The organism is Microterricola viridarii, from assembly GCF_001542775.1.
Taxonomy (GTDB): Bacteria; Actinomycetota; Actinomycetes; order Actinomycetales; family Microbacteriaceae; genus Microterricola; species Microterricola viridarii_A.
In genome coordinates, this window is sequence record NZ_CP014145.1 from 2,228,072 (window position 1) to 2,242,924 (window position 14,853).

At 65.3% G+C, this 14,853-nt stretch carries 5 protein-coding genes; 1 reads left to right on the forward strand and 4 read right to left on the reverse strand.

Going from position 1 to position 14,853, the window contains the following annotated elements:
- Window positions 1-8: 8 nt before the first annotated feature.
- Genes pglZ through pglW form a run of 4 tightly spaced genes read right to left on the reverse strand, consistent with a single transcriptional unit; the run spans window position 9 to window position 14,163 of the window.
- On the reverse strand, window positions 9-2,669 hold the full coding sequence (gene pglZ / locus AWU67_RS10275; protein WP_234407216.1) for a BREX-2 system phosphatase PglZ: 2,661 nt from the start codon (window positions 2,667-2,669) through the stop codon (window positions 9-11).
- A 2-nt stretch (window positions 2,670-2,671) separates the two neighbouring features.
- On the reverse strand, window positions 2,672-6,394 hold the full coding sequence (locus AWU67_RS10280) for a hypothetical protein (RefSeq protein WP_067228573.1): 3,723 nt from the start codon (window positions 6,392-6,394) through the stop codon (window positions 2,672-2,674).
- Window positions 6,395-10,000, reverse strand: coding sequence for a BREX-2 system adenine-specific DNA-methyltransferase PglX (gene pglX / locus AWU67_RS10285; RefSeq protein ID WP_067228575.1), 3,606 nt, complete (start codon window positions 9,998-10,000; stop codon window positions 6,395-6,397). It abuts the gene before it with no gap.
- Window positions 9,997-14,163 carry a BREX system serine/threonine kinase PglW gene (gene pglW, locus AWU67_RS10290; RefSeq protein ID WP_067228577.1) on the reverse strand — a complete coding sequence of 1,389 codons (4,167 nt, stop codon included), beginning with the start codon at window positions 14,161-14,163 and terminating at the stop codon, window positions 9,997-9,999. Before pglW ends, pglX begins: the two co-directional genes overlap by 4 nt.
- A gap of 215 nt (window positions 14,164-14,378) precedes the next feature.
- On the opposite strand from pglW, the gene AWU67_RS10295 reads away from it, so the two are divergent.
- Window positions 14,379-14,690 carry a hypothetical protein gene (locus AWU67_RS10295; protein WP_067228579.1) on the forward strand — a complete coding sequence of 104 codons (312 nt, stop codon included), beginning with the start codon at window positions 14,379-14,381 and terminating at the stop codon, window positions 14,688-14,690.
- Window positions 14,691-14,853: the final 163 nt, after the last annotated feature.

Consider the following 14,853-nt stretch of genomic DNA (forward strand, 5'->3'; position numbering starts at 1 on the left):
TCCAACTCCTAACGCAGACTGAACTGCTCGCACAACAGTTGGCGGTCGACGAGCACAGTCGTGCCGTCGGTGTCTATAGCGACGACGTCGAATCCGTCGACATTCAGCAGGCGGCGCAACACGGCGAGTGTCTGCTCGAGCACTGCGGCGGAAACTCCGAGCGCGGTGGCGAGCATCTCCCCGGGCACCCGACCTCCTCGTTGCTCGGCGGTGTCGAGGATGAGTGCAACGGTCGCGTCGTCGAGCGAGCGGCGTTTCAGCCGGTCGCGCTGTTCTGCGTACAGCTCGGAGGCGAGCAGAGCGCCGCTCAGCGACGTGGCGACCGCTACGGTTCCTTCCGCAACAGGGGGGAGGTCAAACATCGCGACATCGTTCGCAGGTGCAGATTTCGGCTTCGTGACTCGCTTCTTGAGCTGGGCCGTAGCCGCGGGCACGGATGCCGCGACGGGCGAGCCCTCGTACCACCATTCCGGGGCCTGGGGCGGGGCGTCCAACCAACCATTCGGTGTGGCCGCCCCGGTGGGGCGCAGCACGACAATTGGTACGGTCAGCTCGGCAAGGCTCGCGCCACCGTGGTATCCGGCGGCCTTCGCGGTGTACCGGAGCCCCTCGGCTCTGGCCAGCACTGCGGAACCACCGGGGGCGAGCACGCGCGGACCGGCGAGCGTTATCTCGTCTGCCGCAGCGGGTGTGCCAAGCGCGCGCCAGCGTGCACCGCCGCTCCCATCCGCCCGGTATTCGCCACCTCGTTCGATGACGTGCCCGTGGTCAGAGGTGAGCACGACGGTGCGGCCTGCAGTCGCCGCGAGCGCGAGCAGCGCGGGCAGGTTCGCGATCTGGGCGAGCGTCCACCGGGTGGCGTCAGGGTCGGCTTTCGCGAGGGCGTCATCGATGGTGTTGAGCACAACGCCGACCACCTTCTGCGCAGGGTCGGCGATCGCAAATTCGACTTCGGCAGGCAGTCGTTGCCCAGCCGGCGAGCGGAGGTCGTCCTTGTGGAAGAGTGGACCGCCTGTCTGCTTCTTGAATGCGGGCTTCTCAGAGCCTTGGTTTCCGTCGGTGAGGCGGCCTGCGAACAACGACGAGCGTGAGTAGCGGGTGATGCTCGGCAGAGTCGCGAGCGCCGTCAGTCGCTGCTTCTGTCCCTCGGGGAGCATTTCGACCCACCGCAGCCGCCGCGCGTCGTCAGCGAGTTCGGCGGCGACGGCTGCGCTCATGCCATCGAGCACGATGAGCAACACTCCGGCGCTCGCGAGCGGTGCCACAACGCGCTCGAGCAGTGCCTCGACCGGGATGACAGTGGTCGGCGTGTCCCCGCTGAGCACGGCCACCGCGTCGGCGTCTTCCGCGTCGCGTCGCGCGGTCACACGCTCGGCGAGTGTGGCGTAGGCACGCGCGAGGGCAGGTCGGATGGATCCGTGCCACGTCACGCTGCGCGCCCGATCGGCCCACGCCGAGCCGTGCCAATACGCAGCGGCGGCGCGGTCGAACGAACCGGGGGCGGCCACGGCGGGGAGCGCGAGCCAACGCACGAGCCTGGCCGCCATCTCGACGCCGAGCAGTTCGTCGACGTCGCGCGCGGCGAGGTCGTGCGCCCGCACTTCGGCAAGCGCGCGATCGACAGCTTCGGCCGATTCCTCCGAACCAACCGACTCTGCAGCGGCATCCACGGCGGACGCGAATGCCGTGTAGCGAGCTTCGAGCCCAGCCGGCAGCAGCGCGGAGTTGATGGCGCCCTCGGCCCAGTCGAGGTCGGCGAAGATCGCCTCCGCTTGTCGCAGCACATCTTCGAAGCGCGAGTCGCCGGCGGCTTCAAGTCGCAGGATGACAGAGCGCGCCGCCTCGCCGAGCAACTTCGCGTCGGCACCCGCGACCTTGGTCCCGAAGAATCGTTCTTCGAGCCGCACCCTCGCCGCTTCCGGGGCTGCTGCGTGCGCATTCCACAGCAGATCTGCTACGAGGGCAACGGCGAGCGTCGAGTACGTCGTCGCCCGCTCTTTCGCGTGGAGCGCGAGCGCGACGCTCCCGCCGAGGTGCTTCCGGGCGCCGGCCAGAATACCGACGAGCTCGTCGGAGCGGTAGTCGCGCAGCCGAGCATTCGTCTGCGGTTCGTCAAGGTGGTCGAGGAGCGCGACAAGGTCGACCTCGTCTACGCCGTCGAGACCGAGGAGATCGGCGAGAGTCGCACGGATGACATGGTCGCCGCTGAGCGTGCCACTCGTGGCGACGGGCCAGCCCGCGGCTCGTTGATGGGTGAGCAGCATTTGCGGCAGCCATGCTCCGAGGTCGCGCACGCTCTTGTCGACGTTGGGGTTGCCGACTTTGAAGAGCCCGGGAACGAGCTCCCACGCATCGACAGACTGTACCGAGTGACGCTCGGCACGCAACCGCACGGCACTGCCGAGCTGCTGGTCGTCGAGGGCAGTGAGGACGACGATCGGCTCGGCCGGATACTCGTAGTACGCATCCAGCACCGCAAGCTGGGAGCTGCCCACGACGACCCGAACCGCCTCGCTACCGACGGCAATGGCCTGGTCGCCGGTCCACGTCGGTGCGGCGCGCAGCAACAGCACCTCCGCGCGTCGTTTCGGGTCTCCTCGCCACTGTGCGACGCGCCCTCGCAGGGTGGGTGCGTCAAGTGTCGGGGCCCAGGATCCTCCGCTAGCCACGCTCACTGTACTTGCCACGTGATGCGCACGTTCTTGGCCACGTCGCCGCCGAGTGCGGCCTCGATGGCCTCACGCAGCTCCGAAATCGCCGGTTCGAGGCGATCACCCGACGCGCTGAGTTGCCCGTTCGCGGTGCTCGGCGCCTTCGGCCTGGCAGCCATATCGTCGACATCAGTGTACGCAGTCGACGGATTCTGCGAGCCGGTGCCGCTCTGCGTCGACGTCGGAACGTGTCGGGGCTGAGTCGTCGGGGCCGGAGTCGTCGCAAGGAGCGCCTGCTTCGAGATCTCGGCCGCTTCAGCCAGTCGCGCGACCAATGGCACTGCGGACTCATTCGCTGCCGCGGCTGCACGCAGCGTCGTCAACGATTTGTCGACCTGGGGCAGCCCCAGCGTCGCTGCCTTAGAGATAATGTCCCACGCAGCACCGTTGAGCGCACGCGAAACTGAGGCCGCGGTCGCAATCGACTTCCCCACTGCAACCGCTGAATCGACGAACGTCGTGTCGGCGATCACGGAGATCGCAAGCAGCGGGTCTCGCTCCTTCGAGAGAGCTCCGAGCAACTCGGCGGCGCACCGCGCTGTCGCGAGTCGTCCGGTGAGCGCGTCGGTGTCGAGCCCGAGCGGAGCGGCGTGCGCCTCGAGCTGCTCGACGAGGCTGACCGTGTCAGCAACGCGCTCCCCCGCTGCACGATGGATCGCACCTCCGAGCCGGCGGACGGCTCCAGAGCTGCAGTAAGTCTCGGCAGGCGCCCCGAGTACGTCCGAGACGACGGCATTCGCGCGAGCCCACGCGTCCTCCTCGGGCAGATTCGCCGTGCGGAGCACCAAGTCATCGGTGAGGAACCCCACACCAGGGCGGGCAACTGCGGAGAGACCCCGCACCCACTCCCGGTCGGCGACGATCGACCACGCAAGGATGACGGTGTCTTCAAGATCACGAGACATACCGCGGTCCGCAAGCCGGGCGCGCAGTGCCCCGGCCGTGAGGTTGCCCGCGAGCTCGGCTTCCCACTTGGTGAACTCATCGCGCCAGCTGAACTGGGTGATCTGGGAGGTAAAGACGTTCTCGTTGAGCGAGCCGAGCCCGAGAGGCACGGCGACCGAACCAGCGAGTCGCTTGTCGACCGAGGTGAGGCCTTCGGCGCGGCCGGAGTGTTCGACGGCGCGAGTGACGAGCGCGAGCGAGTCGTCCAGCTCACGACGTTTGACTTCCGAGTGGCCGAGATCGGGATGCCCCGGATAGGCGTTCTTCCAAGCCTGCTCGAGCGCCCCGGTGAGCCCACCCGAAAGCGTACCGGTGACCGGGGCTTGAATGGTCAGGCCCGGAACGAGGGTTGTGAAGATCTCGGTCGGCAACAGTTCGTCGTCGGCGTCACTCGTGTCGGGCGCGGCAACTCCGTACGCACGCAGGATCGCCCGCCCGAACGACTCACGCAGATTGGCTCGGTTGTTTTCGAGCGCCTGGCGGGCGGCGGGCCGGTCACTCACCGGCAGGTGGTCGGCGTTCGCATCGAAGCGGTTCTCAGCGAGCAGGTACTCGAGCACGACGAGACGTCCGAGGTCGTTGAGTCGGGTCGCAGTGAGAAAGTTCGGCAGCCAGGTAATGGTGTCGGCGGTGATGCCCTTTTCGTCTCTCAGCCCCGAAACGCGCGCCAGATCGTCGCGCGGCCCTGACTGCCCGTCGGCCGCGTAGGGGAAGTCGATGAATACCTTCCATTCCCCCTCGCCGGTTTCGAAGTCGTAGTCCTTGAAGTCACTGGCGCCACTGTGGAGGTTGCCGAACCAGATCGACGCTACGCGCTTCTGCCCCCGCCAGACGTGCGGGAACGGGATGCCTTGGCCGAGCATCCCCGTTGTGTTGCCGAGCCCGAGCCCGTCGAGCACGAGCGTGCGAATGAGCGCGCGGCGGGCGGGCGGGGTGTCTTCGCCCGTGACGCGGCTGAGGATCGAGTCGTAGTCAACCCCGGAGAGCTGCACCGACACGAGCGGGTCCACGGCGCCTTCGGCGACGTGGATCTCACCGAACTCTTCGGCCCATTTGCGCACGAGCGTGAGCGCCTGTGAGGTCTCCATGCCGGGCACGAAGGCGGTGATCGAGCCGTAGTTCAGCGCATGCAGCTTCGATGCAGTGAGGTTCTTGAGCGACGCGGCCCCGGGTGCTAGGGCGGCGATGAGCAGTGTCTTCGCCAGTCGGTCTTCGGTGCGGAAGGGGTGGTTGCGCGCGAGTCCCTTCGCAGTGGCGTCGGTGAGCCCGTGCTTGTTCAGGAGAAAGGGCCGCAGTTTGTCGGTGTAGAAGCGAGCGGAGATTTCGAACCCGGCGCGCACGTTGTCGTCGAGTGGTTTCGAGGTTCCGAGCGCGATGTAGTCGTACAGGTCGCCGACGGGGATGACGTCACCGGCGGTGAGTTCATCGTTGCCGTCGATGAGAAGTTCGGTCATCAGTGTCAGCGCGGTGCGTTCGCGCTGCATGATGTTCGACAGGGCGACCATCGCGTCGACGAGTGCCGGCGAGAACGGGAAGACGCTTGCGAACTCCGCCTCGCCCGAGGATGCCTCGTCGGCGAGCAGACTGTTCCACACGGCGCCGTCGGCGCGCACCCGGGCGAGTGAGGCCTGCAGCGTGTCGGCCGCATCGTCGCTCACGGGGCGCAGCAGCCGCTGTTTGACGATCTTGGGCAGGTCGGCGGCGCGCAGCTGGATCTTCTCGAAGCGGTCGTCCCAGTACTGCAGCGTTTGCTGCTGAGAGACGCGTTCGACGCCGAGCGCGCTGTTTCCGAGGAACTGGGCGAGTTCTCGTTGGCGGGCGACGAACGAGATAAAGGGCACGGGCAGGCTGCCGGAGCCGGTTTCGACGAGCTTGGCGACTTTGGATGCTTCGCTTTGGATGAAGGCCTGATCGGAGAGGTGCTGCCCAAGCCAGAGCACGAGTTCGTCGAGGAAAAGCACGATGCCGTCATAGCCGAGCGCGTGTGCGTGGTTGCTCATCGTGCGGAGGCCGGACGTGATGTCGACCCACTCCCCCGCGGCCGAATACCCAGTGAAGAGCGTCGCCGTGAGGTCGCTCACGAGGCGGTCGCGGTCGGCTTCGCCGGGCGTTTGCGCAAGGGCCGACTCGAACGAGTCTGCATCCCAACCGGTCGCGAGCGAGCCCCAGCCGCCGCCGGTTTTAGGCGAGATTGTGGCGAAGAACTTCTCGTCGCCGAGCAGCTCGCGGTGGGTGCGGGCATCTTCGAGAAGCTGGTCGCTTGCGTGCAGGAACGGCAGAGGGGCTTCAGGATGCTTCGCGGTGACTGTCTCGAGGTATCCCGCAAAAAGCGCCGATTCGAGGTTCTTCGCGCCGATGAGGTGGTAGTCGACGGCCAGGAACTGTTTCTCGAGCACGTCGAGGTGTTTGCTGACGACGGGCGCCATGCCGTTGACCTCGCGGGCCGGCAGATGTTTGGAGAGCAGCAAGTGCAGCACGGCCATGAAGTGGGACTTACCTGCACCGAACGAGCCGTGGATGTAGGAGCCCACCGAGATGCGGTTCGTGACCGCCTGCTCGACCATCGACAGCGCCTCATCGAAGGACTCGGCGATGGACTCGGTGACGACGTAGTCGCCCAGGGTGCGGTCGGCTCGGGCGACGCCCTCGTCGAGACGCAGCACGAAGTCGGCTGCGTTGGCCCGCGCAGGGATCGAGATCAGGTCACGGAGCGGCGTCGTGAGCGGCAGAGCGGTCATCTACTTTGAGCCTTTCGGGGAGGCAGCGCGGCCACGAGTTGCGGCGGGTGGCTGCCAAGTGGTCACAGTGTCGCGGGACAGCTGCGTCTGGGTGAGCAACTGGTCAGTGAGGCCGCTGATTGCTGCGGCGGGGCTGACGCCGATCTCTGGATCGACGTCGCTGTGCCATTGGTCGAGCCATGGCTGCAATTCGAGGAGCCCCGCGACCAGAGGCGCGACGTCGTCAGCCGTACCTCCGGCCAGGACGAGCTCCATGGGCAGGCGAGCGAGCGCCTGCGAGCGGTCGGCGTGGTTCCAGCCGGACCACCCGTACAGCGGGCTCGCGTCGTTCGGACGGTTCGTGCCGGGGTAGGCGATGAAGCGCTCTTTCGGAACGTCAAGTTTGCCGCGTGCCTTCCAGTACGTGGGCTTTCGGAAGTCAGCCTGCCCGTACTTCGGCGGCACTGGCACTGTGACCTGCTCACCGCGGTCCTCGGCGCGCTGCAGCTCCCAGGTGCACTCCCACGCCCGGAACTTCTCGAGCCCCGACGACTTATACCGCCATGCCGCAAGGTACGGCACCGACTCGTCACCGAGCAGCGAGCTCACAACCTTGCGGAAGTCGAGGTCCTTCGACCCCGTCGCGAGCTGCGCGAGCTCCACGAACCAACCGTCCGTGCGCACGAGCTCCGCGAGCTCGTTCACCGAACGCGCTACCGGTCGCCCGTTCGCGTCCACCCACAGCGCAGGAGCCTCAAGGTGATCGAGCATTGCATCTCGCAGGGCATCGGCAAGCTGGTCATCCCATGATCGCATCGCCCAACGCCGCTTATATTCGGGCTGCTCGAGCATCCGGATGTATGGATTCGACGCCATGACATCAAGGCGCCGCTGCACGAGCTCCCGATAGTCGGATGGCCATTCGACGGGCATCTCCACTATGGGTTTCGAGCCGTGACGAGTGAACCACTCGTTCCCTTCCTCGCCAGCTCCGATGCGACGGGCAAGTGAAATCTCGAAGGCGCGATGACCAAGGAGGAGGTTCACAGGCTTGCCAGGATACGTAAGATCCTCGCCGACTAGTCCATACCGGTGGTAGGTATCCCAGTCGAGTTCCTCCTGCCCGAATATCAGGCATGCGGTAACCGTCGCGAATGAACTACGGCTCGCCCTCAACTCCCCTGAGACTGCCGCCGCATTCGGTGTAGACCGTCGAAGGACCTCTGCGGGCGTCAAGTCCGAGAGCGACGTTGCAAGCTGATCCAATGTCTGGGCCCGCGTTCTATCCAAGTCACGCGGAATGGGAATTGCTGCCACTTTGGTGGAATTGTACTGATACGTGCGTAACCATGGCGTGTCGGCATCTCCGCCTTTCTTCTGACTAACTTGCTTCAGCCAGAAGCCGACCGTCGAACTATTGAGCACGCCGAGTAACTCGAAGTGCTGCTCCTCGCTGGCCCCGACGGGCAGCTTGATCACCGGGGCTGTCTGTTTGAACACCTTCCCACCCCGATCGAGTACGAAGTGATTAAGTGGCGCCACCTCCGCAAACGTGATCGAGAGCGGCGTGACATACCGCTCGCGGACCCACCGGTACCAGGGCCACCAGTCCCCACCCGTGTCTCGGCGAGTCTCACCTCCGAATCCGGTTGTCCCCTGCAAAACTCGGCGGAACCCCCAGAGGTGCCGCCCCCAAGCCGCGTTGAGATCGAGCTCAACTGGTTTGAAGTCTGCACCATACGGTGCCAGCGCGAGCTCAGCAGTGCGGGCATTCCAATCACGGACAACATCGCCGGTTATGAGTGGTTTCCCGAACGGCTCGGCATCCCGGTGCCTTGCGAACCAAGCACCTCCGATAACAAACGGCTCGTCATTTCCGGGGAAACTTGAGAACCCGATCTCCATTCCGAGACGCTGCCGCAAGGTCTCAGGCATTTCATTGATCGCGGCAAAAGTCTCGCTGGCACCGCCCCCTGAGAGCGACCAGGGGTGCGTGGCAAGGGTCGACCGGGGAACGTGAGCAACTGCGACCTGAACACCTGCATATCCGGGTGAGTCTACGTTCGCAGCGATCTCAGCCCAATATGGACTGATACTCCCGAGCGCTGGGCGGCCAGCATCGTCCTTGAGCCCTTGCACAACAACCAAGGATTCGTTGCTTGGTCGACGACGACGACCAACCAATACGACCGTGGGGGTGCCATCAAAATTGTGTCCTGGAAGCCAGGCGCCGGAGGAATCAACTATGAGTGTGAGATCGACCGGGCTCGCGGAATCAGCCCCCGACAGGAACTGCTCCACGAGCTTCTTGCCAAACTCACGTTTCATGAACGAGTTTGACGTAATCTTCCCGACATAGCCAGCCCCGGCGGAGCCATCGGGCCTCAAGGCTAGCTCAAAGAACAGTTCCATGAATGGGACTGAAAGCACCCATTTTCCGGTGCAGGTTGCGTAAAGCCGCTTGTACTCAGCTTTGAGTGTCGCGTCCGACACCGTGATGTACGGCGGGTTGCCTACGACCACGTGGTACTGGTTCTTCGCAAGAATGCCGTGGTACGCCGCGACATCCTCGTTCGTGTATTCGTACGTATCCTCGTCATCTCCGATGTCGAGCTTCACGCTCGAAGCCTGCGAGGCGAGTAGCGAATCGCCGATCGCAAGCTTGATCCCGTAGGCTGGCGCGCCGACGAGAGTGCCGTCGCCGGCAGCCTGCAGCGCTGCGACCGTCAGACGGAAGCGGGCGATCGCGACAGCGAACGGGTTGAGATCGACGCCGTGCACACTCGCAAGTGCGAGCTTGACGCGGGCACGAGCATCCATCCCCGGCGCCTCGCTCGCCCACGCCGTGTTGAGTCGGGCGAAGGCACCGAGCAGGAAGTGACCCGAGCCGCACGTCGGGTCGATGAGCTTCAGCCCGTCGAGCCCGAACTCCTCGATCGCAGGGGTGAGCGTCTGGTCGAGGATGAACTCCTCGACGATCACCGGCGTCTGGAGCAACGCGTACTGCTTCTTCGCGAACTCCGAGAGGTCTTGGTAGAGGTCACCGAGAAAGCGGGTGTCGAGGCTCGCGTCAGTGAAGTCATGCACGATCTGGCCACTGGTGTCACTCGCCCGCCAGAACTGCAGCAGCCCGTCTGCCGCCTCACCTGAGATCGGGGCCGACCACACCATCGAGTGATCGGGGTCGACGAGCGCCCGCCCGGCCGGCAGCTCCGCGAGCGCCCGAAACGCGTGCCGTAGCCAGTCGGGACCCGCAGCCGTCGGGTTCGCCGTGTAGAACGCCGACTGGTTCTCGACCGCACGCTCGGTGCCTTCGCCCGGGCCGGCGAACCATGGCAGCGCAACCCTTGTGCCGTCGACAACGAGTCCGTCGAGCAATCCGTTGTCTTCGCTGAAGCGGATGAATACCGACGCGATGATCCACGCCACCGCGGCCTGCGCGACCTGCCCATCACGCCAGTCGATCCATGACAGACCGGTGCGCTCGCGTGCGGTTGCCCGGCTGAACTCGGTGCGCAGGTTCGCGCCCCACGCGGTCTTCTCGTCCTCTGCGCGGGCGCGCAGGTCCGTCTCGAGCACCTTGACCTGCTCTTTGAGGGCGGAGAGGAGTTTCGCGGAGTCGATCACAGGTTCACCTTCGAGTTCTGCGCCGGAACGGCAATGGAGCTGGGGATGGGCAGTACTGCTGCCAAGGTCGTGGGGAGCTCGATCCACTTGCCAGCGCCGATCGGCATCGGCGTGCCGTCGAGATCGGGAACCGCTGCGGCGCCGTGCTTTGGCAGCAGGAACCAGCGGGCTGCGGCACGCTTCGTCGACAGGTCAATCGTACGGGCGATGAGGTCGACGAGCCCGAGATGCGCCAGCACCGCCGCGTTCGTGAAGAGCAGCGCGGTGTCGCGGTCGTTGATTTCGGCCCAGGCGCTGCTCATGGCCTGCTTCGCAAGCGCCTGCAGGTTGCGCTTGTCGATGGTGCTGGCATCCGGCTTGTCAGCATCGACGACGACCAACCAGTCGGCGCCGACCGACGCCGCTGTCGCGTGCAGCTGTTCGACCGCGAGGGCCGCGAGATCGACGACTTCGACCCCGAACCGCGCCGCCAGCGCCGTCGCGGAATCGTCGTAGCGCCCCCACGTCGTCGTCAACACCAGCGCGCTGCGATGTTGCACCGACTCGGCGAGCGTGGGCGCAAGGGTGTCGTTGGGCAACGAGCCCTGCAGCGTCGTCGAGCGAGTCGAGGCTCCGTACGTCGAGCCGTCTTTGACGAGGTAGCGGTCGAGATTCCATTCGAGGTGCGGGTGCGTCGCATGAACGATCGCGTCGAGCGCCGGGTGTGGCGGAATAGCCGTGATCAGACGGAAGCGCCCCTTCACCCGTCGCTCGATGCTGTCGGGCGTGAGCTCGCGCACGGCTACCCCGCCGAGGGCGACCTCGATCGCGCGCGCGGGCGACAGGTCGCATCGGTATACCTCATCGAGCGACGACTTCGCACCCGTTGTCGACGCGGCCACCGCAAAATCGAGCAAGCGCGCATCCGAGAGGTCGACACCCGTCGGCACGATCCTGCGCAGTCGGTCGCGTACGAATGCCGCCGGTGCGACGTCGCGACTCGACAGCATCTTGTCGATTTCGTCACCGAGAGAGCGCCCCATCGCGAGCAACTGCTCAGAGCCGACGTCCGGCTCTCCCCCGCCAGCATTCTCGGCGGCGATCGTCGCGAGCAGCACTGGCGCCCGCTCGTCGCGCGGGCGGCGCTTATCAAGTCGCGGCGCCTCCGCCGTGGCATCCAATTCAACGACGGCGCGCACGAGCCCGCGCGCGTGCCGCCTCCGTTCCTCGCGGAGCTTGGCTGAGCCATACCGTTGCAGCAACTGGTCGGCGACCTCATCGTGCGTGGCGACGAGCCCGAAGTCATTGACAATATTGGCCACATCTTCGACGACGTCGCGGAGCTTGCCCTCCTTGCGCCACCGCGCCACGGACTCCGAGACGAGCCGAGACACCGCTGCCACCTGCAGGCCGAGCTGGTCGGCGATCGATGTGAACGAGGGCCATGGTGCATCACCAGTCGTCTGATCTTCGCCGAGTAGCAGCCGCAGTACCGTGACCTGTTTCGAGTTTTCGGCAGTCATCCGGGGAATGAGCGTTGAACGGTGACGCTCGATCGACAGCCGTCCCGCGGCCGCCTCGATCGTCGAGCCCGCCTCTTGTTTCAAGCGCGTACGCCACTCGCGAACCCGCCGCTGCACCTCCTTGCGGTGCAGCTCGCCGAGTCCACGGATCTGATTGATCTGCATCGGCGGCACGCCAAGCAGTTCCCCGACGGTCGATACACGAAGCCGGCCGAGTCCAGACCGCGCCCGCACACTGAGGCCGGCCTCAGCGAGCGGTGTATCGAGGGTCGCCGCGGCGGCCTGCGCGTCGAGCAACTCCGTCGTCGAAGCATCCACGTTCTCGGGTTTCGACTCGGCGAACAAGCCCAGCCAGGCCACTTCGAACTCGTCGAGGGTTGCAAAGCGGGCTTTGGCCTCGGGCGCAAGCGCTCGCGTGAAGAACTCCGCAAGTGGGGCCGCGTGCGACTCCTCGAACTGCGACGACTGCACGACCGGCGCCTCGCTCGGCTGCTCGGGTGCGTTGCCGCCCGGCCAGAACGGCGGCATTCCCGCCGCCATCTCGAAAAGCGTCGCCGCGACTGAGAACAGTTCTGCAGAACGGTCATACTGTCGGCGGCCGGCTAGATCGAGGTACGGGTCAAGGTAGGGCCTCGAGCCTGACTTCGTGTGCGTCAACGGCTCGCGCGCGAGCGACAGGTCGAACAGAGTGAGGCGCGGCTTGCGGGTACCCGGGTCAGGCGCGATCGCGAGGTTCGCCGGCTTGATGTCGCGGTGGAACACCCCTTTGCCGTCGAGGTACCGCACCGCTTCAAGGAGGTCGCGGCCGTAGCTCTCGAGCTGCTCGATCGTCGAACGACCCTCGGTCTGCAGCCGCGCGGCAAGCGTTTCGGCGCCCGCATCGCTGAGCACGAGCGCGCTCCTGCCACCCACCTCGAGCGGGCCATTGAGCAACCGCACCACACGAGGGTGCTCCAAGCCGGCGAGCACCTCAGCCTCGAGTGCTAGTCGCGACGCCGCCTCATCGTCGCGAGCGAGCTTCAGGATGACGCCGGTCTTCGCTGTCTCGTAGTCGTCCACCAGAAGCGCCACGCCGGTCGTGCCCGCACCGCGCCTGGCCGTGATCTCGAACCGATCCCCGATAATCTCGCCGGGCGAGGCATCCAATGGGTCGATCTCGACCTTGATCTTCTCGCCGCGAGCCAGGTATTCCTCGGTCGCGCTCTCCAACGCGACGAGGAGTGCGCCGACATCGATAGTTCGCATCGACTCATCGAACGACGTTGCCTCTCGCACGACCTCCGCAAACACCTCGGGCAACTCGGGCTGCACCGCGAGGGGGTCGAGCGAGTCCGCCGACTGGTACAGCGCGTGCAGATCCTTGGAGTTCTCAGACGGATCGCGATCGGTGAAGATGCGGTACGCAAGTGCCCCGAGCCCATATACGTCGAGCGCGATCGGCGAAGGCTCGCCGAGATACTGCACGACCTCGGGGGCGAGATATCCCCACTCCGCCTCAGCGATCGCCTCGGGAATGTCGGTCGTGCCGAGCATGGTGCGCGAAAGAGTGGTACCCCCAGCCGCCTTTTGGCCGGCGAACCAGTCGCGCACCGCGACCGATACACCCTTCTTCGAGGAGCGCACCGTCACCCGGAGCGGCGACAGCGCCCGGTGCATCACCCGACGCGAATGTGCTGCCTTCATGACCTCGGCGATCTTTCGCACGAGCGTCACGCGTTGCTCGATCGACAAGGTTGCCGCGTGCTCGTCGAGGTAGTCGCCGAGCGACACTTCGCGGTCGTCGTATTCGAACACGAGCGCCGGCCCGACACTCGAATCGACGTACTCGATCGGATGCGTGATGCCCTTGTGCGAGATGCCGTCAGTCAGTCGAAACTCGCGCACGGCGTGCCGCTGGATGTCGGCGAACGCCGCCTTCGACGTGCCGCGCGGAATCTTGAATACGCGGATGCGACGACGCGACTTCGTCCTTGGGTGCGTCGCAAGCAGGTCGACCCAATCTTCGTTTTCGCCGAGAGGATCGGCCGCATCGAGGTTGTAGTCACCCACCTTGCGTGTCTTCGGAGTGGGCTTGAGATCGGCCTGCTCGATGATCTGGCGGATCTTCGCTGCACGAGCCTTATCGACAGCATCGCCCAGGTGAGAGGCGGGCGCAGCGAGGAACTTCGAGAATTCTTTGCCCGGCCCCGCCATCTTGATGTTGTACCCGTCAAGGGTCGTGATGCCATGCACGTTTGGCTCGACGTTGACCTTGGAATCGCGCCCGTGCAACACCATGAGCGACCCGAGCCACGGCACCACGTTCTTGTTGGCGCCGTGCTTCTGCGCAACCGAGGCCAGCAGGCCCGAGAGCTTCTTCGCTTTGCTGTCTGCCGCGACCGGCGGATTGCCCATGTCGCGGCCGTTCTGATGCCAGCGATTCTGCTTGATCAGCAGTTGCCCGTGCCAGCCCTTGAGTTCGACCACGAACAGGCCAGCCTTCGTGAGCAGCAACACGTCCACCTCGTTGAAGCCACCGCCGTTTGCCACGAACGTGAGGTTCACCCACGCCGTCGTGATGCCGTCGTCGGGCAGCAGTTCTCGCAAGTCGCTGAGCGCGGCGCCCTCGAGCGACTGCGCCGGCTTTCCCATGACGATCCAGTTCGGAGAATCAGCTTTCATCGGCTGTTCTCCACGCGCACACAACTGATACTCAGCGCAACACAAACGTTCATTCAAGTCCTCGGCACGAGTCTCCAACCGCGGTTCGGAGGTAGATAGGCGACCTCAGCATTGTCTCAGATTCCGACGAGTACTCCGCGGCGGCACGCGCGCCACCCTGACCCGCATTCGAGGCATGGGGCAATATTCGAGCTTGCTTACGCGAGGATTGAAAGATGCACTCGCTTTTCGATGACGATCCGGACATTCCTGACCCGGACGAGGCACGCCCTCGTCCCATGTTGGAAAGTCAGCGGTCCCAGATCCGAGATGCGTTCGGAGCGCTCGGCTTGACGACTGCTCGCGAGCAGTTCGCCCTCGTCGAAGAACTCACCGGCGTCCGGCTAAACCGCGTCACTGACCTCACCGAAAATGCGGCTCGGACGCTCATGTACGCGCTCAAGGGGCGTGCGCAGAATGCGGGCCGCTCGAATACCGGCGATTCCTGGGCGGACCGCGAGGAGGACACCTGGATCGATCGACTATGACAGCAGTTATTACCGCTCCCCAGTTGACAAAGTGATTTCGAATGGCCGCTGCGCGACCCAGCTGCTGCGGCTTCCCTCATCACAGCCAGGCTGCGGCCCACGAATGTTGGTTCGCTCGACACAGCCATCTGAAGAGTTGCGAACTTCGCTACGTCGGCCTGCC